We start from the raw sequence: 23240 nt of genomic DNA on the forward strand, positions 1-23240 counted from the left end.
GTCTAAATCTCTGCGCCAAGTTGGGGGATATGGTGCGCCAGCGCCGCAAGACCAGTCGAAAGCAGTCGGGTCAAACTGTCGAGATCGGCCTGTGTTGCGAGCCCCTCACGATGTTCAAGTCTGTGGCAATATTCGCAAAAGCTGGTTAGGCCAAGATTACTGGCCGCCCCGCGCAACGCATGAAATGCACGCGCTGTGGCGATGTTTGGATCAGCGGATAAGGCGCTGAGGTCATTTTTCAATTCGGCGATAAACACCGCCGCCAAGTCGATGAATTCATCTTCGCCCAATTCGCTGCGCAAAATGGTGACATGATCAAGGTCAATGGCATTTGCGGCCAATCGAGATTGAATTTGACTGAGATGCGAGCGTGCGCCGTGATCTGTGGAAAATGCGGTCATCCTGCTGCCTTCGCCTTTTGCCTTGGCCCTCGATACGCCCCTAGCAGTTAAAGAAGTGTTTACGGCGGGGCTGAAGTTTACAGCCTGAGCGCCTACTCGCGTTTACGTTGTATTAGGAACAGGGCGCTAAGAGGGTCGGGCAAAGGAGATTTCCGTGACGATTCACGCCCTGACCAATCACACGATTGCTGCGCGGCCCTCACGGTTGCCAACCCTCGCAGATATGCCGTCTGCGCGGGTATCGCCTTATGCGGGACACCCAATGCCTGTTCTGGTGATCGATGACAGTGCCGCGCAACGGCGGTTGATTTGCCATATGCTGTCCCAGTGGGGCTATGACCCAGTGCCATGCGAGACAGCAACCCATGGGCTTGAGGTGTTGAAACAGCGGCAAATGTCGCTGGTCGTCTGTGATTGGGTGATGCCAGAAATGTCTGGCCCAGAATTCTGCGCCCATCTGCGCAAGATTGAGACGGACGGGTATTCATATGTCATCCTGCTGACCTCAAAAACAGGACGGGACGCGATTACGGCGGGTTTGGACTCGGGTGCGGATGATATTCTTTCAAAGCCCGTGCATCCGCCCGAATTATTGGCGCGGTTGCGCGCAGGCGAGCGGATTTTGCAAATTCACAGCGAATTACAGCAGAAAAATGCGCTGCTCGGCCAAACCCTTGAGAAACTTAGCGTTCTTTATGTTGATCTGGATCGTGACCTTCAGGCAGCGCGCGATATGCAACAGGCCTTGGTGCGCGAACCATTTGTTAGCCTGCCTGAGGCGCAGCTGTCTTTGATGCTGCGCGCATCGGGCCATGTTGGGGGTGATCTTGTCGGTTATTTTCCTGCAGGTGAAGACAAGATCGGCATGTTCTCTTTGGATGTCTCGGGTCATGGCGTTTCAGCGGCGATGATCACTGCGCGCTTGGCCAGTTTGCTGTTGCCGCATTCGGCTGAACGAAACCTCTGCCTGCGGCGCAGCGGCGGCGGGGTGCAGGCCTTGCCCCCTGTTGAGGTGGCGCAAGCCCTTAACCGTCTGATGCTTCGCGAGGATATGGGGGGGCATTATTTCACGTTGTGCTATGTGCTGTTCAATCTGAAAACTGGAACAGGGCGCTTTGTTCAAGCGGGTCATCCCTTGCCCTTCGTGTTACGCAATGGGGGCACTGTGCAGGAAATTGGCACAGGTGGATTGCCCATCGGTCTTTTGGAGGACGCAGAGTGGATTGAGCAAGAATTCACGCTCACGGGCGGGGATCGGCTGTTTCTATATTCAGACGGATGGGTCGAATGCCCCAATCCGCAAGGGCAATTGTGGCAGGAGGCAGGTTTGGCTACGGCCTTGGCGCGCCATCAGGCGCGGCGCGGCCATGATCTATTTTCCGCCCTGACCCGCGATCTTGAGGCCTATGCGGGTGGTGATGAATTCGTGGATGATATCTCTGCCGCCATGTTGGCCTATCGGCCATAATGGGCCGAGAGTTGCCGCACAAAATGCCGATCCCCTGACACGGCCAATAGCGTTTCAGCCTCGTCCCACGGCAGGAAAATCGCGCTATGGCCTGCCTCTGTTGGTTCCCCCATGCGGCGCCCCAGTTGGGCATAGAAGATGTGGCATTGCTTATGCGCGTGATAGCCATAATCGGGCATAAATGTATGGCGATGAAACATCCCCAAGCGGCGAATTCCATGGATGCGATATCCCGTTTCTTCCAAAACTTCGCGGTGCAAGGCTTGGATGGCGGTTTCGCCCGCGTCAATCCCGCCCCCAGGCAATTGAAATTCGGGGTCTGGATCCTCTTGGAAGGTGGCCAGAATGCCATCACCTGCATCAATAATCGCATAGGCCCCCGCGCGGGGGCGGTAATATTGGTTTGGATCTGGCCAATTGCCAAAACGGCGGTTCATTTTATCCCCCCTCAGGTGCGACTTGCTTTGAGCACGACTTTGACAGGTGTATCCCGTTCTCAAAACCCCTCAAATGCATGTCAGACCCTGTGCAAAGCTTGATTTTTTGTCTAAGTCAGACCACAGCACGCCACACCAACCAGATCGGGCAAGAGATTATGACACAGCAGGATAAATTGGCCGCGATCCGCGACACCGCCGCCCGCGTTTTGAAAATTGAGGCGGATGCGGTGATGGCTTTGGCCGCGCATTTGCCTGCTGATTTTGACGGCGCGGTTGAGGCCATGTTGGCCACGAAAGGCCGTGTGATCCTATCTGGTATCGGAAAATCGGGGCATATTGCGCGCAAGATCAGCTCAACCCTTGCTTCGACTGGCACACCTTCGGCTTTTGTCCACCCTGCGGAGGCAAGCCATGGTGATTTAGGCATGATCACCCCTGAGGATTTGGTGATTTTGATCTCAAACTCAGGTGAAACGGCTGAATTGGGCGATATTGTGGCTCATGTTGCGCGGTTTTCAATCCCGATGATTGGCATATCAGGGCGCGAAGACAGCACATTGATGCGGGCGGCGCAGTATCGCTTGACCTTGCCTGCCGCGCCTGAGGCTTGTGTGATTGGGATGGCGCCGACAACTTCAACGACCCTGACACTTGCCTTGGGTGATGCATTGGCCGTTTGCGTCATGGAACAGCGTGGTTTTCGACCCGATCAATTCCGAACGTTTCATCCCGGCGGGAAACTGGGCGCACAATTGTCAAAAGTTGCGCAATTGATGCATGACGGGGCGGCCTTGCCCTTGGTTCAGGTGACCACCCCGATGCCTGAGACCCTGTTGGTGATGACTGAGAAAAGCTTTGGTATCGTGGGGGTCTTGGACGGCGAAGGTCGCCTTGATGGGGTGATCTCGGATGGCGATTTGCGGCGCAACATGGCGCGGCTCATGTCCTGTACGGCTGGTGATGTCGCCACCAAATCTCCCCGCGTGACCGCCCCAGATGCCCTTGCTGCCGAGGCCTTGGCGGTCATGTCTGCCCATAAAATCACAGCCCTTTTCGCGTTGGATGATGAGCAACGCCCTGTGGGTCTATTGCACTTGCACGATTGCCTGCGGGCGGGTTTGGCTTAAACCCTTAGCGTCCTATAGCGTCATAGGTGGCAAAGCCTGCGCTTAGCGCATCTTGGCGGCTGTATATATTGCGCAAATCCGCCATGCGCGCCTGCGCCATGCCCTTGGACAAACGGGTTAAATCCAGCGCGCGGAACTCGTTCCACTCGGTTAGGATCACCAAAAGATCGGCGGCTTCCGCAGCGGTATAGGGGTCATCGCACCATGTCACATTTGGCAACAGATGCTCCCCTTCGCGGCGGCCTTGCGGGTCGACCACATGCACGGTCGCGCCGCCGCCCACAAGAGCGGGCACAATGGTGAGCGAAGGCGCATCACGCATATCATCGGTGTTTGGCTTAAAGGTTACGCCCAAAACAGCGATTTTCTTGCCATTGAAACTGCCATCGCAGAGATCACGCAGTTTTTCGATCATGCGCAGTTTAACAGCGTCATTCACGCGGATCACTGTTTCCACAATCTGTTGGGGGGCTGCAAAATCCTGACCGATCCGCGCCAAGGCTTGGGTGTCCTTGGGGAAACAAGACCCACCATACCCTGGCCCTGCATGTAGAAACTTATTTCCAATGCGCCCATCAAGCCCCATACCTTTTGAGACTTCCTTCACATCTGCGCCGACTTTTTCGCAGAGCGCGGCGATTTCATTGATGAAGGTGATCTTGGTCGCAAGAAAGGCATTGGCCGCGTATTTGATCATTTCCGCCGATTCCAGATCGGTGGTCACGATTGGAAAATCGCGCAGATAGAGGGGGCGATAAATCTCGGCCATAACCTTGGCTGCGCGCTCTGATTGCACGCCAACTACAACGCGGTCTGGCTTCATGAAATCGTCAATCGCGGCCCCTTCCCGAAGAAACTCAGGGTTTGAGGCCACATCAAACTCCGCCTTTGGATTGGCCTGTGCCACAACCTCTTGCACCTTGCGGTTGGTGCCAACAGGCACAGTCGATTTCGTAACCACCACGGCGTAGCCTGTCAGCGCGCGCCCCACCTCCTCGGCGGCGGCCATGACATAGGTGAGGTCAGCATGGCCATCGCCCCGCCGCGTGGGCGTGCCAACAGCAATAAACACAGCATCTGCCCCATCCACAGCTTGGGCCAGATCCGTTGTGAAGGACAGCCGCCCCGCCTCGACATTGCGGGCCATCAGATCCTCAAGGCCAGGCTCATAAATGGGAACCTCACCCTTATTCAGTTTGGCGATTTTTTCTGGGGCTTTGTCGACACAGATCACCTCATGCCCAAAATCCGAGAAACAGACCCCCGAAACCAAGCCAACATAGCCTGTGCCAATCATTGCAATCCGCATGGTTTAATGTCCTTTTTTGGCCAATCTTGTTCTCGTCCTAGCGGCGATAATAATCGCGATACCAGTCCACAAATGCGGCAACCCCGTCTTGCACTGCGGTTTGTGGCTTGTAGCCTGTTAAGCGCATCAAAAGGCTTGCATCGGCCCATGTGGCAGGCACATCACCTGCTTGCATATCCATGAAATTCTTTTGCGCCTCGATCCCAAGACGCGCTTCTATGGCGGCGATGAATTCCATCAAAGGCACCGATTGTGAATTTCCGATATTCACAATGCGATGGGGCGCAACAGGTGAAAGGCTATCGCCTTCAGCAATCTCAGAGGCCGCGTTGGGGCGGGTCGGGATGGCATCAATCAGACGCACAATCCCATCAACCAGATCTGTGACATACGTAAAATCACGGGCCATCTCGCCATGGTTGTAGACATCAATTGGCTTACCTTCGAGGATCGCCTTGGTGAATTTGAACAGCGCCATATCAGGCCTGCCCCATGGGCCGTAGACCGTGAAAAACCGAAATAACGTGGTGGGGATGTCAAAGAGATGGGCATAGGAATGCGCCATCACTTCGTTGGATTTCTTGGTGGCCGCATAGAAAGACATCTGCGTGTCGCATTTTTGCGTTTCAGCATAGGGCATTGTCTCATTCGCGCCATAGGCGGAGGAGGTCGAGGCGATCAGTAAGTGAGCGGGCTTGTGATGGCGCGCGGCCTCAAGCACGCGGAAGGTGCCGATCAAATTGGCTTCGACATAGCTTTCGGGATTGTCGATAGAATAACGCACCCCCGCTTGCGCGGCGAGGTGGATCACCGCGTCAGGATGGAAATCGGCCATGAGCCCATCCATGACACCCGCACCCTCAACCCGATCATGCACAACGCGGAAATTGGGCGACTGGTTCAGCATCGCCTCGCGGCGTTCTTTGAGGGTGACATCATAGTAATCGGTCATGGCATCTAGGCCCAGAACCTCCCACCCATCGGCCAAGAGACGCTGCGACAGGTGAAACCCGATAAAACCAGATGAACCCGTTACCAATGCGCGCCGTGTAGCCATGTCATGTCCTCGATTGTCGTTTGGGTTTCCCTAACAGGGAAAGCCTTGAACCTCCAAGAGACAAATCCGCGCTTTTGGGGGCTATGTGATATTTGGCGCAAAGGCACAGGTTGCAAAATGATCATTCACAAGCCCACTGGCTTGCATAAAGGCATAAACAGTTGTGGGGCCGCAGAATTTGAACCCTGCCTGCTTTAGGGCCTTGGACAGCGCCGCCGAGGTTGCGGTTTGTGCTGGAACATCACCAAGGGTTTGGGGGTGGTTTATCTGCGGGGTGTGATCCACAAAACCCCAGATAAATTTTGAAAAGCCAATCACAGCCTCAAGTTTGAGATAGGCCTGTGCATTTGTAAGGGTGGCCTCAATTTTGCCGCGGTGGCGAATGATGCCTTGATCTTGCATCAATCGCTCAACATCTGTCGCACCCCATTTGGCAAGTGCATGGGGATCAAACCCTGCAAAAGCGGCGCGAAAATTCTCGCGCTTTCGCAGGATCGTGATCCAACTTAGGCCTGCTTGGAACCCTTCAAGACACACGTTTTCAAACAGCGCGCGGCTGTCATAAAGGGGCCGCCCCCATTCTTGGTCGTGATAGGCCATATAGTCGGGATCGCCCAAACACCATGCGCAGCGAATTATCGTTGGATCATCCATAATCTGCCCCTTTGTTCACCTCACATTAAGAGTTGGCACGGCACATCTACAAGGCAGCAATTGGAGATGACCATGACCGTGCCGCGCAGCGATTTTGCAAATCCTGATTTGGCCAGCCCTTTCGCGGTTGCCATGACCGATATGCGGCGCGGGGCAATCGCCCTAGTCGAAGGGGCTTTGAGGCGGGGGGATGTCGCCTTGGCATTTCAGCCGATTATGCGGGCCCATGGGAAAGGCCCTGCCTTTTACGAGGGGTTGGTGCGCGTATTTGATGAGGCGGGGCGGCTGATCCCCGCCCGCGATTTTATCATGGAGGTTGAGGCCACAGAACTTGGCCGCAGGCTGGATTGCGCGGCCCTTGCGATGGGGCTTGCAGCTATACATGAAGCGCCGCAACTACGTCTTGCGGTGAATATGTCAGCCCGCTCTATCGGCTATGCGCCGTTTCATAAAATTCTAGCCGCTCATATTGCCGCCCATCCGCAAGATTTGGAACGTTTGATCCTTGAGATCACTGAGACAAGCGCGATGCAGATGCCTGAATTGGTGACGCCGTTTATGCGGGATCTGCACGCGAAGGGGGTCAGCTTTGCCTTGGATGATTTTGGAGCAGGGAATACTGCCTTGCGCTATTTGCGGGACTTCTCGTTTGATATTCTGAAGGTTGATGCGCAATTCGTGGCGCATGTCGCCGATGATCCCGACAATCAGGTTTTATGTTCTGCGATCCAATCCGTGGCACGCCATTTTGATATGCTGATTGTGGCGGAAGGGATTGAAAACCCTGCCGATGCCGATTGGCTGTCGCGGGCGGGCTTTGATGGGTTGCAAGGATATGTATATGCCGTGCCCAGTTTGGAAAAGCCGTGGCTGAAGGAAACCGCCCCTATTCATCCCTCTATTGCTGCGCCACGGCGGGTGCGCCCTGGGTCGCGTTAATCTGTCAATTGCGCAGATGTCTAGCAAGCGCGACAACAAAGTCTGTTGTCGGTTGAGCGATGAAGGCCTATCACTAGACCTTGAGGAAAGAATTTCGGCCCCGCGGCCCTCTCCTCTCCGCCACGGGGTCGGCAGGGATAGGTCAGGAAAGGACGTCTAATGACCAACGTGGTGATTGTTTCTGCTGCACGCACAGCAGTAGGTAGTTTTCTGGGATCATTCGCAAATACGCCTGCCCATGAACTTGGGCGCGTTGTGCTTGAGGCCATTGTGGCCCGCGCAGGGATTGATAAATCCGAAGTGTCCGAGACAATTTTGGGTCAAGTTTTGACAGCGGCACAAGGTCAGAACCCCGCGCGTCAGGCGCATATTAATGCAGGTTTCCCACAGGAAGCGGCCGCATGGAGCATCAATCAGGTCTGTGGTTCAGGTCTGCGTTCAGTCGCAATTGGGGCACAGCACATCATGTTGGGTGACGCTGCAATCGTTGCCGCTGGTGGTCAAGAAAATATGTCGATGAGCCCCCATGCAGCCTGCCTGCGTCAGGGCCAGAAAATGGGTGATTTGGCCTATATCGACACAATGATTCGTGATGGTTTGTGGGACGCGTTTAATGGCTATCACATGGGCCAGACCGCCGAGAATGTCGCCAATCAATGGCAAATCAGCCGTGAGGCTCAGGACGAATTTGCGGCTGCGAGCCAGAACAAGGCTGAGGCGGCGCAAAAGGCAGGTAAATTCGTGGATGAGATCACCCCTGTTACGTTGAAAACGCGTAAGGGTGAAACCGTTGTTGATAGCGATGAATATATCCGCCATGGCGCAACAGTCGAAGCGATGGCAGGCTTGCGTCCTGCCTTTGCAAAGGATGGCTCTGTGACAGCGGGCAATGCCTCGGGCCTCAATGATGGCGCTGCCGCGGTGTTGTTGATGTCAGAAGAAGACGCGCAGAAGCGCGGTCTAACCCCATTGGCGCGCATTGCCTCTTATGCCACTGCAGGTCTTGACCCTTCGATCATGGGTGTTGGCCCGATCTATGCGTCACGTAAGGCATTGGACAAAGCGGGGTGGGCTGCTGCTGATCTTGATTTGGTTGAAGCCAACGAAGCCTTTGCTGCGCAGGCCTGCGCTGTGAACAAGGATATGGGGTGGAACCCTGATATTGTGAACGTGAATGGCGGCGCGATTGCCATTGGCCACCCGATTGGTGCGTCTGGCTGTCGTATCCTGAACACGCTTTTGTTCGAAATGCAGCGCCGTGATGCGAAAAAAGGTCTAGCGACCTTGTGCATCGGCGGCGGCATGGGCGTGGCTATGTGCCTTGAACGCCCCTGAGGCAACTTATTGGGGTATTTCGCAAGGGGCGCTTTCGGGCGCCCCTTTTTGCATCCGCAAAATCATATGCGAAACAATGTTGCGCGCGCAGCATATCTATCGTAACAACGTTACACAGACCTAGGCCTGATCGGAGGAAGATATGGCAAGAGTAGCATTAGTAACAGGTGGCAGCCGCGGCATTGGGGAGGCAATTTCCAAGCGTTTAAAGGCCGAAGGCTATGAGGTTGCTGCAACCTATGCGGGCAATGATGAGAAAGCTGCGGAATTCACCAAAGCCACAGGCATCAAAACCTATAAGTGGAATGTTGGCTCTTACGAAGATTCCGCTGCGGGTATCGCCAAGGTTGAGGCTGATCTGGGCCCAATTGATGTTGTTGTCGCCAATGCGGGTATCACCCGCGATGCGCCTTTCCACAAAATGACGCCCGAACAATGGCATGAGGTGATCGACACCAACCTGACGGGTGTGTTCAACACGGTTCATCCGATTTGGCCTGGAATGCGCGAGCGCAAATTTGGCCGTGTCATTGTGATCTCTTCGATCAATGGCCAAAAGGGCCAGTTCGGCCAAGTGAATTACGCCGCGACCAAGGCGGGAGATTTGGGGATTGTGAAATCTCTGGCCCAAGAAGGCGCGCGCGCAGGTATCACGGCCAACGCGATTTGTCCCGGCTATATTGCAACCGAAATGGTTATGGCGATCCCAGAAGAGGTGCGCGCGAAAATCGTTGCAGGCATCCCAGCGGGTCGCTTGGGTGAACCTGACGAAATCGCCCGCTGCGTGGCTTTCCTTGCATCTGATGATGCAGGGTTCATCAATGGGTCGACCATCTCCGCCAACGGGGCGCAGTTCTTCGTGTAATCACGAAGCTGATGAAAAAACCGCCCCTCACTGTGGTGGGGGGCGGTTTTCTTTTGGCTCAGCCGTTTAGGCGGGCAATTTCTTCTTTGATTTTCAGCTTTTGCTTTTTCAGCTCGCGGATTTCTGATCCATCCATGCTTGGACTTCGTTGCGCTTCTTCCACGCGTTTGGAGAGGGTTTCGTGCTTCTTCTTGAGTTGCTGCAAATGTCCGTTCAGTGACATGGTCAAATCTCCTCTCGTTGATGTTCGACAGAATCAGTGCACCACGGATTTTGAGTCGTGTCACGCATTCCCTTCATAAAACTGCCATGATGCGCGGCAGTTTGCCGATGCTGGTCTTATGGCCAGTTGATCGCCGCACCTTGGCGCAGAACGGCGCGGGCGGCATCCGAATAGTCATCGCCATCCTTTTCATGGGCCGCGCCCGCATGAATGATGAAGGGCGGGCAGAGGGTGGCAGGTGTTTTCGCCAATTTGCGCGCGCGGATCACCACGCGCTTTGCGGTTTGCCCTGCGCGGGATTGCAGGGGCAAGATGGAAATCGCGCCAAATTTCTCGGCCTGAAGGGCCGCCAATATTTCTGGCAGACGTTCAGCGATGTGGATGAGGGTCAGCCATCCTTGTGGCTTTAGGCGTTTTTTTGCGCAACTGATCCAGTCGCTTAACCCTGTTTCCTCACGCCGTGCTGCTTCACGCCCTGCATCCTTGGCCCCTGTTCCATCCCCTGTCGCGAAAAAAGGCGGGTTGGCCATGACATGATCAAAAGTTTCGGTGAGATGCCGTGACAGGGTGGTTAAGTCCGCAACCACGATCTCTAAGGGAAGGGCGGCATTGTCGGCATTGCGCCGTGCAAGCTGCGCATAGTTTTCCTGCCGCTCAACCCCGATCATACGTAAGTCAGCAATACGCTTTCCCAAGGCTAGGCTGGCTGTGCCAACCCCGCAGCCCAATTCCAACACGGATTGACCCGCTTGCGCCGGACAGGCTGCCGCCAAAAAGATCGGGTCTGTGGCGGCGCGATAGCCTGTGCTTGGCTGATAGATCCGAAGCGCACCATCCAAAAAACCATCGCAGGTCAGATCATCGTCTGAGAAAGGCACGCTCATGGGCTGACCTCTAAACCATTATCGCGCAATGCGATGCGCGCCATGTGCAAATCCTGCCGCCGCACCATCAATCGGCGCGGCAATATGCCAATGGAGCCTTCAAGCATGCTCATATTTACGTCAAACTCGAACACCTCTATACCCTCGCCAGATAAGATGACGGAGGCGAAGGCGATGATCGTTGGATCGTTGCTGCGCAGAACTTCATGCATCAGGTTGATTTAGGCCCCCCGATCGCGTCTGTCGAGAGCGGCTGCGGGTCACGGGAGAAAGAGAATTCATGTCGCTAGACCATGCCAGTGCAAAACCGCATGAGCGTTTGGCCGCCCATCTTGAGGCAGAAATGGGCGCTGTGGATCAGTTGATCCGTGAACGTATGGCTTCGCGGCACGCGCCACGCATTCCCGAGGTGACGGCACATTTGATTGATGCAGGCGGAAAGCGTATCCGCCCGATGCTGACTTTGGCGGCGGCCAATCTGTGCGGATATAAAGGCGAGGGCCATATTAAATTGGCCGCGACCGTAGAGTTTATCCACACGGCTACGCTGTTGCATGATGATGTGGTCGATGAAAGCAACCAACGCCGTGGTCGTCCGACTGCGAATTTGCTTTGGGACAATAAATCTTCGGTCTTGGTCGGCGATTATCTATTTGCGCGCGCGTTTCAGTTGATGGTCGAGCCGCAAAATTTGGATGTTTTGGAAATTCTCTCCAATGCGGCGGCAACGATTGCGGAGGGCGAGGTTTTGCAGATGACCGCCGCGATGGATATCACCACCAGCGAGGACACCTATATGCAGGTGATCCGCGGCAAGACTGCCGCCCTGTTTCAGGCGGCCACCGAGTCGGGCGCCGTTTTGGCCGGGCGCAGTGATGCAGATCGTGAGGCCCTTGCCCAATATGGCGATGCGTTGGGCGTTTCCTTCCAGATCGTTGATGATCTTTTGGATTGGGGCGGTGCTTCGGGGGCCATGGGCAAGAATACGGGCGATGATTTCCGTGAGCGGAAAATGACCCTGCCCGTCATTCGTGCGATTGCTAAGGCCGATGCAACCGAGCGTGAATTCTGGGCGCGCACGATTGGACGCGGGGATCAGGGCGAAGGGGATTTGGAACAGGCCTTTGCCATTTTGACCCGCCATGGTGCGCTTGAAGAAACCCGCGTTGAGGCCTTGCGGTTTGCGGATCACGCAAAGACATCTTTGGCCGGCCTTCCTGATCATCCCTTGCGCGAAATGATGCGCGACTTAGCGGATTATGTGGTTGCGCGGATCGCGTAATCCTTAACGAAGAACTGCACCCGTTTTGACCCACCAGTGCGGCTTGTTGGCCGCGAGATCTGCGGCGGCTTTTTCAGCGGCAACGGCGCTGTCATAAAGGGCAAAGCAGGTGCTGCCAGACCCACTCATACGGGCCAGACGCATATCTTTGGTGCGGCGCAGTTCCGTCAAAACAGCGCCAATCTCTGGGCAAAGGGCGATGGCGGGGTCTTGTAGATCATTGCGTTGTGCGGCGATCCAAGTCCAAAAATCATCATGCCAAGCCGACAGTGCGGGATTGGTCTTGGTGGTCAGCGCGGCAAATACAGATGGTGTGGCCAGTGGCAGATTGGGATTGACCAAAACCGCCCAAAGCGGTGGCAGCGTGGGCGCGGCGGTGATTTCATCGCCAATGCCGCGCATATAAACGGGCGCAGTTTCAAGGCACACTGGCACATCTGCGCCCAAAGCTATGATCGCATCGCGCGGAGGCAGATCGCATCCCCATAGGTCTGCAAGCCCCTGCAAAGTGGCCGCCGCATCGGCTGACCCGCCGCCAATTCCTGCGCCATGGGGCAGGTTTTTGACCAGATGGATTGCAGCACCTTGGCCCTTTATGCGCGGGAAAAGACCCGCCGCTTTCAGCACCAAATTACGCTGATCTGTGGGCACACCCTGGGCAAAAGGGCCTGAAACTGTGAGGGTAACTTCCTCTGCTGGGCTGATTTCAAGGTAGTCTGCCACCTCAACAAAGCACACAAGCGAGTCGAGTAAGTGATACCCATCCGCCCTTTGGCCCACCACATGCAAAGCCAGATTGAGCTTGGCGCGTGCGGGCCGCAGGGTCATTTCCCTTCGACCTCGCGTTGCTGAACCGCATCCAGACCGAGCTCAAGTTTCAGTCTGATCCGCTCAGCATCTTCTTCGGTCGGTTCAAAGGATAGCGCGCGTTCCCATTGGAACCGCGCCTCGCGTTGACGGCCAACCTTCCAATACACATCGCCCAGATGATCATTGACGATCGGGTCAGTGGGCAGCAATTCGACCGCGCGTTCCATTGGCGCGACTGCCTCCTGATAGCGACCCAGACGGAAATAGACCCAAGCAAGGCTGTCTACGATATAGCCAGACTCGGGTTCTAGCGCGACCGCACGTTCGATCATCGTCAACGCCTCGTCTAGATTGCGGCGTTGTTCCACCAAAGAATAGCCCAAGTAATTCAACACGGACGCTTGGTCAGGGCTTAGGCGCAGCGCCTTTCGGAAATCTGCTTCGGCTGCATCCCATTCATCGGTTTGTTCATAGCAAATCCCGCGTGCATAAAACAGGAACCAGAACCTTGGATCTTCTTGATCAATCAGATCTACCGCTTGGCTATAGGCCGCTGCGGCCTCGGTGAACCGCTCCTCACGGCGCAGCAAATCGCCAAGCTGTGCATGAACGGCAAAGGGCTGTGGCTCTGCGGCAATCAGGTCTTGCAGGGTTGTGATCGCTTCATCACTGCGGCCTGTGCGGGCAAAGGCATCAGACCGGCCAATCGTTGCCTCAAGGGCTAAGGGGTGATCTGCAGGCACGGCACCATAGATCTCAACCGCCAGCTCGAACTGGCCCGTTTCCACCAACAGATCACCGCTTAAAAGCGCGGCCTCCAGATGGTTGGGGTCAATGTGATAGGCCGCTCGTGCGTAAATCAGCGGCAGGGTTGGCCCGCTCTCGCGCCCTAAGGCCTCGGCCAATGTGAAGAACACCTCCGCCAAACCTTGTTGCGGGGTGACCACAAAATTATAGCTGCGGGTTGGATTGGTCGCGATCTCATCCCGCAGGGCGGCAAGGCTGAGATCACGATTTTGGGACAAGACGCCGTCCAACATCGCCACAGCGTCATCCGCGCGGTCAAGTTGCACCAAGGTTTGCGCATAGGCCCGCAGGATGCGTGATCCTGCTGCGCCGAGATTAAATTCCACGCCCTCATAAATCTGTGCGGCACCCTCAAAATCGCCGACCGCACCACGGGCGAGGGCCAAGTGGTAATTGGCGAGATCGGCAAGTCCCTGATCCCCCGCAAGCCCATTAAAACTGTCGCTTGCGAGATCCATTTGGCCCTGTGCAAGGTAAAGCCAGCCCGCAATCAGATCATCCACCAATAGACCCGCGCCCCGCTCAGCGCGGATGCGGGTGAATGCGGCCTCAGCATCGCCTCTCTGCAAAAGGTCGACCAAGATCGCCAAATCTGCCAATTCACGGCTTGGATTGTCGTCCTTGATGGTGGTTGAAATCTCGGCGGCTCGTGACCAATCCCCCAAGGCCGCATGGGAAAGGATCGCATTGATGGCCAAATCCCCGTTCGTGCGATCTAAGGCTAGCAATTGATCCAGATAATTCGCTGCAACCCGATAGTTGCTTTCGTTCAGCGCATGGCGCGCAGCGAGATAGGCCCCGGCGCTTGTGTCACGGTTCACAATCTGCGCCTCGGCCTTGTGTATTTGCCCGCCGAGAGACAGGGCAAGGATCAAGGCTGAGGCTGTCAGGTGACGCATAGGGTGGCTCCCGTTTATATGTGACTGAGATTAGGGGCTTGATCGGATGAAAACAATGGCGCGACACCCGATAAAGATGCCGCGCCCTTCTGAATTGACCCGATTTTCAATCACATATTCGGGTAATTTGGCCCATCCCCACCTTGCGGTGTGACCCAAGTGATATTTTGTGAGGGGTCTTTGATGTCGCATGTTTTGCAATGCACGCAGTTTTGGAAATTGATCACAAAGCGCGCGTCTTTACCCGCTTCCTCCACAACTTCGTAAACCCCTGCGGGGCAGTAGCGTTGTGCAGGTTCGGCATATTCGGGCAGATTAATTGAAATCGGCACCGAGGCATCCGCAAGACGCAGATGCGCGGGTTGGCTTTCTTCGTGATTGGTCATTGAGAAACTGACATTGGTCAGCCGGTCAAAGGACAAAACCCCATCTGGTTTTGGATAATCGATTGGCGCGAAATCCTTGGCTTTGCCCGTTGCCGCGGCATCGGTTTTGCCGTGACGCATTGTGCCAAAAAGATTGAGCCCCGTCAGGTTCGCAACCCACATGTCCAAACCGCCAAAGCTCAGGCCGCCCAATAGGCCAAATTTTGACCAGAGCGGTTTGACGTTGCGCACGCGCTTTAGGTCTTTGCCAATCGGGCCATCGGTGAGTGCCGTGGCGTAATCGTCCAGCCTGTCACTTGAGCGGCCCGCCTTGATCGCGCTATGCGCCGCTTCGGCGGCCGCAATGCCCGAGAGCATCGCGTTATGGTTGCCCTTGATACGCGGCACGTTCACAAGGCCCACGCCACAGCCCAAAATCGCAACACCTGGCGCGACAGGGTTTGGCATAGATTGATAGCCGCCTTCGGAAATCGCGCGCGCGCCATAGGCAACACGTTTTCCACCCTTCAACAACTCAGCAATCATCGGATGATGTTTAAAGCGTTGGAATTCCATGTAGGGGTAGAGATGCGGGTTCTCATAGTTCAAATGCACCACGAAACCCACATAAACTTGATTGTTATCAAGGTGATATACAAAGCTGCCACCGCCTGCATTATTCCCAAGCGGCCAACCCATCGTATGGGTCACAGTCCCCTCGCGGTGCTTGGCGGGGTCAATTTCCCAAATCTCTTTCATCCCAAGGCCGAATTTCTGCGGTTCTTTGCCCTCGGAAAGGCCGAATTTTGAAATGACCTCTTTGGTCAGTGAGCCGCGCACGCCTTCGCCCAAGAAGACATATTTGCCATGCAACTCCATCCCCGGTTCAAAGCCGTCTGAGGGGGTGCCATCCGCATTCAGACCAAACACGCCCGCAACGACACCTTTAACAGACCCGTCATCGGCATAAACCAATTCAGAACAGGCCATGCCGGGGAAAATCTCAACGCCCAAGCCTTCGGCCTGCTCGGCCAACCAACGGCAGACATTGCCCATTGAAACGATGTAATTGCCGTGATTGTTCATCAAGGGTGGCATCAGCATATTGGGCAAACGAATGCTGCCCGCTTCGCCAAGCATGTAGAAATTATCTTCGCGCACTGGCACTGTAACAGGCGCACCTTTGGCTTTCCAATCAGGGATCAGCGCGTCAAGCCCTGCGGGGTCAAGCACCGCACCTGACAGGATATGCGCCCCAACCTCTGACCCTTTTTCAAGCACGACCACACTGAGATCGGGGTCAAGTTGCTTGAGACGGATCGCGGCAGATAGGCCTGATGGGCCTGCGCCAACGATGACGACATCATATTCTACGGATTCGCGTTCTATATCCGCCATGGGTCTCGTTCCTTCCGACAGTCGGGTGGTCTGGGCGTAAATTGTCAGGAACAGGTAGCGCGATCTGGGTCAGGGGGTCAATTGATACGCGACAATATATTGTCGCGTTACGACTGAATAATTTGCAAAACTTGCGCGCGTGCTATCTGCTGCGCAGAAGATGGGCAAAAGGGGAAGCCGAATGTCGAAACTGCGAATGATCTACCTAGGCTTGGCTATTTTGGGAACGATTTTGCCAATGCAATATTTCTTGCCATGGTTGGCCGCGAATGACTGGTCGATTATGGCGATGGTGGATGCGTGGCACGCCAATGATGCTTCATCAGGTCTGGTGTGGGATTTGACCATTGCCGCTGTCACCCTGACCGTTTGGATATTGGTTGAGGGGATTGCGCGGCGCGATTGGGTGTCGCTTTTGGCAATCCCCGCGATTTATGGGATCGGGGTCAGCTGCGGCCTGCCGCTTTATTTGTTCTTGCGCTCCCGCCACGAAGTCTGAGGCTTAGTCCAACGTCAGGATGGTTGATCCTGTGGTGGCCCGCGCTTCTAGCGCATCATGGGCTTTGGAAATCTCCTCAAGCGCAAATCGCTGATCAATGCGGATTGTCACATCACCTGCCGTGACCTTGTCGAACAACTCGCGCGCCATGGTTTGGCAGGTATCGTGATCCGCGATATGGGTGAACAATGTGGGGCGTGTGATCTTGAGCGATCCTTTGCCCGCCAATGTCGCGAGGGATACGGGCGGCACAGGGCCTGAGGCATTGCCGAAGGAAATCATCATCCCCAAGGGGCGCAAGCAGTCAAGCGAGCCTTCAAATGTGGCAGCGCCTATGGAATCCATCACAACATCAACGCCTGTCCCGCCAGTGATCTCGCGGGTCTGCGCGGTGAAGTCCTCGATGCTATAGTTGATGCAATGGGTCGCGCCATGTGCAAGCGCCAGCGCGCACTTTGCGTCAGACCCTGCAGTTCCGATCAATTCGATCCCTTCGGAGCGTGCCCATTGGCAGGCAATCAAACCAACACCGCCTGCCGCCGCGTGGAACAAGACCCGATCCCCGCGCTTGATCTCGGTGGTGCGGCGAAACAGGTAATGCGCGGTCAGACCTTTCAGCATCATTGCCGCGCCCTCCTCGAAGGAAATCGCATCTGGCAGAGGGCAGACTTGCGCGGCAGGCATGACGCGGGCCTCGGTATAGGCCCCGGGCGGTTGCGCGGCATAGGCCACGCGGTCGCCTTCTTTGAGATGGGTTACACCTGCGCCAACCGCCTCGACAATCCCTGCGGCTTCCATACCCAAAGCATGGGGCAGCGCCATTGGATACAAGCCAGAGCGTTGATAAACATCAATGAAATTCAGCCCAACGGCTTTGTGGCGGATTTTAACCTCGCCCGCCTGTGGGTCACCCACGGGCCGTTCAACCAACTTCAAGACCTCAGATCCACCATGTGCCTCGATGATGATGGTTTTTGCCAGATCGCTCATATGCGTTTCCCTTTGGAGAAATATCGTTGCACGGAACCTAGGGCGCAGACCCCTGCCCGTCCAGAGAGGGTTTGAAACCGCGCGCAAGGGTGATAAGCGCGAGGCGCACCCAAAAGATGCCGCGCGGAGGTCGGGCAATGGATCATTTTCTGTATAAGAACGGCGAGCTTTATGCCGAGGATGTTGCCGTGCGCGAAATCGCCGCTCAGGTTGGCACGCCGTTTTACCTCTATTCCACCGCCACGCTGACCCGCCATTACAGTTTGTTCAAAGACGCGCTTGCGGGCTTGGACAATCTTGTTTGTTTCGCGGTGAAATCCAACTCGAACCAAGCGGTATTGCGCCATTTGGGCAATTTGGGCGCGGGTATGGATGTTGTGTCTGGCGGCGAATATGCCCGCGCACGCGCTGCGGGTGTTGATGGATCGAAAATCGTGTTTTCTGGCGTGGGTAAGACCCGCGCAGAGATGCGCACTGTTCTCGAAGGCGGCATTCGGCAATTCAACGTGGAGTCAGAGCCTGAACTAGCCGTTCTGTCCGAGGTCGCACAAAGCCTTGGCGTGACGGCACCGATTACCATTCGTGTTAATCCCGATGTTGACGCGAAAACGCACGAAAAGATCGCCACAGGTAAATCTGAAAATAAATTTGGTATCCCCATCGCTCGCGCCCGCGAGGTCTATGCCTATGCAGCAAGCCTGCCTGCGATAGATGTGATCGGGGTTGATGTGCATATTGGCAGCCAGCTTACCGACCTTGCCCCGTTCGAGTTGGCTTATAACAAAGTGGCCGATTTAACGCGCGCTTTGCGTACGGACGGGCATAACATTCGCCGTCTAGATTTGGGGGGTGGCTTGGGTATCCCCTACGAGCGGTCAAATTCTGCGCCGCCTTTGCCCGTTGAATACGGGGCTTTGATCAAGCGCTGTGTTGGGGATTTGGGTGTTGAGGTTGAAATCGAACCTGGCCGCTTGATTTCAGGAAATGCAGGGATTTTGGTGTCCGAGGTGATCTACGTGAAATCGGGCGAGGGGCGCGATTTCTTGATCTTGGATGCGGCGATGAATGATCTGATCCGCCCTGCGATGTATGGCGCTTGGCATGACATCATCCCCGTGATTGAGGCCGAAGCCGCCGCCGAGCAGCGCCCCTATGACGTGGTTGGCCCTGTCTGCGAGACAGGCGACACATTCGCCAAAGCCCGCAATCTGCCGAAACTTGTCGCGGGGGATCTTGTGGCCTTTCGGTCGGCAGGGGCCTATGGCGCGGTCATGTCGAGCGAGTATAACACGCGGCCTCTGATCCCAGAGGTTTTGGTGAAAGACGATCAATTCAGCGTCATCCGCAAACGTCCAGAGTTTGACGAAATCATCAACCGCGATATCGTTCCTGAATGGCTATAATGCCAGAACCCGCCTGATTGGGTTGGAATCAGGCCGCAGATGATGGGGCTGATGAACAAGATCGACAAAACCGCACAGGTGATGCAGCAGATCCGCTGGCCCCTGCGCCTGACATGGGCCGCCATGATCTGGGAGCGCGGCTTGGGTGCCTTTTGGCCGTTTTTGTCTCTTGTTGCGCTGTCCTATGCGGTTTGGGTTTTCGCGGGGGCGGCTCTTTTGCACCCTGCGATTTGGATTGTTTTGGCGGGCTTCCTTGTCACAACGCTGTGGCGCGGGGTTGCCGCATTTCAATGGCCCCGCCGTGATGCAGCCCTTGCACGGCTAGACCACAGCCACCCTCATCGCCCGATTAGCGCATATTTGGATGAAATATCGGTTGGCCGTGGTCAAATCCGCACTGCGGCCCTGTGGCAGGCGCATTTGGCGCGGATGCAGCGTGATCTTGCGGGGCTTGAGGCGATTAAACCCGCTCCACACTTGGCCCGCCGTGATCCTTATGCGCTGCGCTTAATTGCGCTGACCGCTTTGGCGATGGCGCTGATTTTTGGCAACGCCGCGCGTGAGGTGCAACCGTCTCAAAGATCACAGATTGCTGCAGGCCCCAGTTGGGAAGCATGGGTTGAGCCGCCGCGTTACACAGGGCTGCCCACGCTTTACCTGCAGGATTTACCACATGCGGATGCAAGCGCGATTGAAGTTGTCACGGGCACGCGTCTGATTTTGCGCATATATGACAGCGCAGATGCGATGGAGGTCACCCATAGCTTCGGCGATCAGGCAGGTGCTTTAGCCGATGATCTGATCATCTCGCAATCAGGGGATGTCGCGATTGGTGACGCAGCATGGCGGTTTATCGTGACCCCTGATGCGTCCCCAAGCGTCACGATATTAGGGGTGCCGCAGCTTGAGGCACCGGATCAAACGGCGATTGCCTATCGCGCGGAAGATGATTTTGCGGTTCTAGGCGGGGTGGCCACCCTATCGCTTGATCTAGAAGCTGTGACGCGGCGCTACGGGCTGAACGTTCCGCCTGAACCCCGCGATGATTTGGTTTTTGATTTGCCGATGCCGTTTTCCGGGGATCGGGCGGCTTTTTCGGAAACCTTGATCGAAGACCTCTCCAAATCCGTTTTGGCGAACTTACCCGTGACCCTCACGGTCACAGTCGAAGATGATTTGGGCCAAACGGGTCGCGCGACCTTGCAGGTGGCACGTTTGCCATCCCGAAGGTTTTTTGACCCGCTCGCGGCGAGCCTCATTGAACAGCGCCGTGACCTTTTGTGGTCGGTTGAAAATGCGCCGCGCGTGGCGCAGGTTTTGCGCGCCATCACCTATGCGCCGCAGACCTATTTGGAGGATGAGGCAACCTATTTGCCCCTGCGCAGTGTCATCCGCCGCATAGAGGCGGCCCCTGCGCCCTTGGCTCGTGAAATCCGTGATGAATTGGCGGAAATCCTCTGGCAGGTGGCGGTAGATCTCGAGGAGATTGATTTAGATGATGCGTTGGCGGCCCTTCGCCAAGCGCAAGAACGCCTATCCGAGGCGATGCGGCGCGGGGCCAGTGACGAAGAAATCGCTCAGCTGATGGAAGATTTACAGCGTGCCATGGATGATTACATCCGTGAATTGGCGCAATCTGCCGAACCCAGTGACGCCCCCACAGACAGCCCCGATCAGGGACAAGAGGGGATGGAGTTGTCGATGAATGATCTGTCCCAGATGATGGATCAAATTCAGGAGTTGATGGAGCAAGGGCGCATGGCCGAGGCGCAGGCGATGCTAGATGCCTTGTCAAAAATGCTTGAAAATATGGAAGTGACCCAAGGGCAGGGGCAGGGTTCCGCGGGCGAACGCGCGATGGAAGATCTGCGCGACACGTTGCGTGAACAGCAGGGTTTGGCGGATGATAGTTTTCGGTCTTTCCAAGATAGTTTTGGTCAGGGCGAGCCTTCTGACCAAGATGGGGAACAATCCCTTGCCGATCGCCAAGAGGCATTGCGCGACAGCTTGCGTGAGCAGGCAGAAAACTTGCCGGGCCAAGGACGTGAAGAAGGCCAAGCGGCGCGGGATCGTTTAGACGAGGCAGAACGCGCGATGCGTGATGCGGCGCGCGCTTTGGAAGAGGGCGATATGGCGGGTGCTTTGGATCGTCAGGCGGACGCTATGGATGCATTGCGCGAGGGTATGGACCAGTTGGGGCGCGCCTTTGCCGAAGAGGGTGGCACCCCCCGCGAGGATGATGCGCCACAGATGGGTGAGGCGCAGCAAGGTGGACAGCAGCAAGGATCTGCGCGCCCATTGACCGACCCGCTTGGTCGCGCCACGGGGGGCGAAGGGGCAGGTGTGGCAGGCGGGCCATTGTCCCGCCAAGAGGCCGCGCGGCGTGCAGAGGAATTGCTTGAGGAACTGCGCCGCCGTTCTGGTGAAACCACGCGCCCAGACCAAGAGCGTGATTATCTCAGACGTTTGATTGAGCCTTACTGAGTGAAAGAGGCGATCAAGGCTGTAATCTGTGCCTCAAGCGCAGGCAAAGTTTCGCGCAGCCAGTCTAGGATTTGGTCGCGCAGTGCCTCTACACCATTGGCATATTGGGTTAGATAAGGCGCGGCGGTGGGCACAGCTTCGCCCAACTGGGCGGCATTGCTGTAAACGCCTATTGCAATCATGCCCAATCCCAAGCTCAGCAATAGACCTGCATTGCGACCCTTGCGGCGTGCGGCGTCAGGTGCCGTTGCTTGGCTTGCGCTTTGCTGTTTCGGCGCGGGGCGTGGCGCAGCCTTTTGCGGCTGAAGCGAGGCGTTGATTTCCTCAATATCTGGCAACAGCGTTGCGCGATCTTTGGTTTGCGGTTCTGGAGTTCGCGGCTCTGGCGCGGCGGCATTGGTCGGCGCAGGGTCTTGCAGCGCCATTTCATCTTGCCGCTCCAAACCTTCGGCTTCTTCGCGGCGCAGGCGTTCTTCGCGCTCCGCCTCTTCGCGCAGGAGTGCCCGCAAGCTTGGGTCAAGCTCACGGCGTGGGGCCTCTGGCGCGGGGCTTGCAGGTTCAGGGCTTGCAGGTGCTGCGCTCAACGGGTCAACCGCAACCGCACCAGACTGGAACCAATTTGTTGAACAATTGGAACATTGCACATCCCGCCCTTCAGCAGGGATTAGCGCGTCATCAATCTCGTAACGCGCGCCGCAATTTGGACAAGTCAGGCGCATATGGGTGGTATAATCCCTTTGAGTTCAATCTTTGCACGGGGGCCGCGTAACGCCTCTATATGGCGGTATTCTTCCCCATTTAGCAATGCTGCATGGGCAATCCAAGGCCGTGATGCGCAAGTATTTGTTGCAGTGCGATTGCAACAGAACACAGCATCGGGCATCAAAGGAAGGTGCTGGCTGTGCTTTGGGGAAATTCGTGATCGAATTACAAGATGTGTCTTATGGCTATGGATCCGATATGGTTCTGTCGCAAATGTCTTTGCGCTTGGCCAAAGGCTCGTTCCATTTTCTGACAGGCCCCTCTGGGGCAGGCAAGACCACCTTTCTCAAATTGTGTTATGGCGAATTACGCCCGCTTTCTGGGCAGGTTCGTTTGATGGGGCATGACAGTGCCACAATGGCCCGCGATGATCTGGCGCTTGCGCGTCAAAGGATCGGTGTTGTGCATCAAGATTGCCATTTCTTGGATCATTTGGATGTCGCACAAAATATCGCGTTGCCGCTTTATGTGGCGGGGCGTGACATATCCGAGGCGGAGCGGCGCAATCTCACGCAATTGGTGAATTGGGTTGATCTGCGTCACCGCTCTGCCGCGTTGCCCCCCGAACTATCGGGCGGGGAACGGCAGCGCGCGGCATTGGCGCGGGCGATTATCATGGACCCTGATGTGATCTTGGCGGATGAGCCAACGGGCAATGTCGATTGGGAAATGGCGATGCGGCAGTTGCGCTTGTTGGTGGAGTTGAACCGCCTCGGCAAAGCGGTTCTGGTGGCGACACATGATCTCGCCTTTATCCGCGCGGCAAAGAAACATGTGGCGGCGCGGGTGTTGCGGATTGTGGGCGGTAAGCTGCAATTGGCGGGGGCAGATTTGTGAGC

Annotated in this window: 23 protein-coding genes; 10 read left to right on the top strand and 13 right to left on the bottom strand. The window is 56.0% G+C overall.

The annotated features are described in order from the left end of the window. Positions 1–2: 2 nt before the first annotated feature. Positions 3–401 (bottom strand): Hpt domain-containing protein, encoded by a 399-nt coding sequence (locus tag AAC620_RS08360; protein ID WP_340244207.1) that lies wholly within the window; start codon positions 399–401, stop codon positions 3–5. A gap of 154 nt (positions 402–555) precedes the next feature. On the opposite strand from AAC620_RS08360, the gene AAC620_RS08365 reads away from it, so the two are divergent. Continuing rightward, a complete protein-coding gene (locus tag AAC620_RS08365; protein ID WP_340244209.1) occupies positions 556–1869 on the top strand; it encodes a SpoIIE family protein phosphatase in 1314 nt (437 codons plus the stop codon). On the opposite strand, the gene AAC620_RS08370 is transcribed toward AAC620_RS08365, so the two are convergent. Further along, on the bottom strand, positions 1857–2306 hold the full coding sequence (locus AAC620_RS08370) for an NUDIX hydrolase (RefSeq protein WP_340244210.1): 450 nt from the start codon (positions 2304–2306) through the stop codon (positions 1857–1859). The genes AAC620_RS08365 and AAC620_RS08370 overlap by 13 nt on opposite strands. A 158-nt stretch (positions 2307–2464) precedes the next feature. Here AAC620_RS08370 and AAC620_RS08375 point away from each other — a divergent pair, with 158 nt between their 5' ends. After that, a complete protein-coding gene (locus AAC620_RS08375; protein ID WP_340244291.1) occupies positions 2465–3436 on the top strand; it encodes a KpsF/GutQ family sugar-phosphate isomerase in 972 nt (323 codons plus the stop codon). Between the two features lie 4 nt (positions 3437–3440). Here the strand turns inward: AAC620_RS08375 and AAC620_RS08380 are convergent, their stop codons facing one another. From AAC620_RS08380 to AAC620_RS08390, 3 genes are all read right to left on the bottom strand, one after another. Further along, positions 3441–4745, bottom strand: coding sequence for a UDP-glucose dehydrogenase family protein (locus AAC620_RS08380; RefSeq protein WP_340244212.1), 1305 nt, complete (start codon positions 4743–4745; stop codon positions 3441–3443). A 37-nt stretch (positions 4746–4782) separates the two neighbouring features. Then, on the bottom strand, positions 4783–5802 hold the full coding sequence (locus AAC620_RS08385) for an NAD-dependent epimerase/dehydratase family protein (RefSeq protein WP_340244214.1): 1020 nt from the start codon (positions 5800–5802) through the stop codon (positions 4783–4785). Between the two features lie 81 nt (positions 5803–5883). Beyond that, complete coding sequence (locus AAC620_RS08390) at positions 5884–6456, bottom strand: DNA-3-methyladenine glycosylase I (protein ID WP_340244215.1); 573 nt, start codon at positions 6454–6456, stop codon at positions 5884–5886. 66 nt (positions 6457–6522) lie between these two features. On the opposite strand from AAC620_RS08390, the gene AAC620_RS08395 reads away from it, so the two are divergent. The 3 genes from AAC620_RS08395 to phbB all read left to right on the top strand — a co-directional run bounded on the left by AAC620_RS08395 (position 6523) and on the right by phbB (position 9595). After that, positions 6523–7395, top strand: coding sequence for an EAL domain-containing protein (locus AAC620_RS08395; RefSeq protein WP_340244216.1), 873 nt, complete (start codon positions 6523–6525; stop codon positions 7393–7395). 159 nt (positions 7396–7554) lie between these two features. Continuing rightward, positions 7555–8730: an acetyl-CoA C-acetyltransferase gene (locus AAC620_RS08400; RefSeq protein ID WP_317656850.1), complete on the top strand. Its 1176-nt coding sequence runs from the start codon at positions 7555–7557 to the stop codon at positions 8728–8730. A 142-nt stretch (positions 8731–8872) separates the two neighbouring features. Continuing rightward, entirely contained in the window at positions 8873–9595 is a 723-nt protein-coding gene (gene phbB / locus AAC620_RS08405; RefSeq protein ID WP_317656849.1) for an acetoacetyl-CoA reductase, read from the top strand. A gap of 58 nt (positions 9596–9653) precedes the next feature. On the opposite strand, the gene AAC620_RS08410 is transcribed toward phbB, so the two are convergent. The 3 genes from AAC620_RS08410 to AAC620_RS08420 form a co-directional block, all read right to left on the bottom strand. Next, positions 9654–9818, bottom strand: coding sequence for a YdcH family protein (locus AAC620_RS08410; RefSeq protein WP_340244221.1), 165 nt, complete (start codon positions 9816–9818; stop codon positions 9654–9656). A 116-nt stretch (positions 9819–9934) separates the two neighbouring features. After that, complete coding sequence (locus AAC620_RS08415) at positions 9935–10702, bottom strand: tRNA1(Val) (adenine(37)-N6)-methyltransferase (protein ID WP_340244223.1); 768 nt, start codon at positions 10700–10702, stop codon at positions 9935–9937. Beyond that, positions 10699–10914, bottom strand: coding sequence for a putative signal transducing protein (locus AAC620_RS08420; RefSeq protein WP_340244224.1), 216 nt, complete (start codon positions 10912–10914; stop codon positions 10699–10701). Before AAC620_RS08420 ends, AAC620_RS08415 begins: the two co-directional genes overlap by 4 nt. Positions 10915–10982: 68 nt before the next feature. Here AAC620_RS08420 and AAC620_RS08425 point away from each other — a divergent pair, with 68 nt between their 5' ends. Further along, entirely contained in the window at positions 10983–11984 is a 1002-nt protein-coding gene (locus tag AAC620_RS08425; protein ID WP_340244226.1) for a polyprenyl synthetase family protein, read from the top strand. Between the two features lie 3 nt (positions 11985–11987). Here the strand turns inward: AAC620_RS08425 and AAC620_RS08430 are convergent, their stop codons facing one another. From AAC620_RS08430 to AAC620_RS08440, 3 genes are all read right to left on the bottom strand, one after another. Next, entirely contained in the window at positions 11988–12812 is an 825-nt protein-coding gene (locus tag AAC620_RS08430; RefSeq protein WP_340244228.1) for a 4-(cytidine 5'-diphospho)-2-C-methyl-D-erythritol kinase, read from the bottom strand. Next, on the bottom strand, positions 12809–14500 hold the full coding sequence (locus AAC620_RS08435; RefSeq protein ID WP_340244230.1) for a tetratricopeptide repeat protein: 1692 nt from the start codon (positions 14498–14500) through the stop codon (positions 12809–12811). Before AAC620_RS08435 ends, AAC620_RS08430 begins: the two co-directional genes overlap by 4 nt. Positions 14501–14610: 110 nt before the next feature. Further along, positions 14611–16263, bottom strand: coding sequence for an electron transfer flavoprotein-ubiquinone oxidoreductase (locus AAC620_RS08440; RefSeq protein WP_340244231.1), 1653 nt, complete (start codon positions 16261–16263; stop codon positions 14611–14613). A 181-nt stretch (positions 16264–16444) separates the two neighbouring features. On the opposite strand from AAC620_RS08440, the gene AAC620_RS08445 reads away from it, so the two are divergent. After that, on the top strand, positions 16445–16762 hold the full coding sequence (locus tag AAC620_RS08445; RefSeq protein WP_317656838.1) for a DUF2834 domain-containing protein: 318 nt from the start codon (positions 16445–16447) through the stop codon (positions 16760–16762). Positions 16763–16765: 3 nt separating this feature from the next. Here AAC620_RS08445 and AAC620_RS08450 read toward each other — a convergent pair whose 3' ends face one another. Beyond that, the gene (locus AAC620_RS08450) at positions 16766–17752 is read right to left on the bottom strand and encodes a quinone oxidoreductase family protein (protein ID WP_340244233.1); all 987 of its coding nucleotides are present in this window, start codon (positions 17750–17752) and stop codon (positions 16766–16768) included. A gap of 137 nt (positions 17753–17889) precedes the next feature. Here AAC620_RS08450 and lysA point away from each other — a divergent pair, with 137 nt between their 5' ends. Both lysA and AAC620_RS08460 read left to right on the top strand, forming a co-directional pair. Continuing rightward, a complete protein-coding gene (gene lysA, locus AAC620_RS08455) occupies positions 17890–19155 on the top strand; it encodes a diaminopimelate decarboxylase (protein ID WP_340244234.1) in 1266 nt (421 codons plus the stop codon). 51 nt (positions 19156–19206) lie between these two features. Beyond that, positions 19207–21639, top strand: coding sequence for a DUF4175 domain-containing protein (locus AAC620_RS08460; RefSeq protein WP_340244236.1), 2433 nt, complete (start codon positions 19207–19209; stop codon positions 21637–21639). Here the strand turns inward: AAC620_RS08460 and AAC620_RS08465 are convergent. Beyond that, complete coding sequence (locus tag AAC620_RS08465; RefSeq protein ID WP_340244237.1) at positions 21633–22358, bottom strand: zinc-ribbon domain-containing protein; 726 nt, start codon at positions 22356–22358, stop codon at positions 21633–21635. The two genes, AAC620_RS08460 and AAC620_RS08465, sit on opposite strands and share 7 nt — an antisense overlap. A 199-nt stretch (positions 22359–22557) precedes the next feature. On the opposite strand from AAC620_RS08465, the gene AAC620_RS08470 reads away from it, so the two are divergent. Continuing rightward, positions 22558–23238 (top strand): cell division ATP-binding protein FtsE, encoded by a 681-nt coding sequence (locus AAC620_RS08470; protein WP_340244238.1) that lies wholly within the window; start codon positions 22558–22560, stop codon positions 23236–23238. Positions 23239–23240: the final 2 nt, after the last annotated feature.

The organism is Roseobacter sp. HKCCA2468 (assembly GCF_037805105.1).
Classification (GTDB): Bacteria; Pseudomonadota; Alphaproteobacteria; order Rhodobacterales; family Rhodobacteraceae; genus M30B80.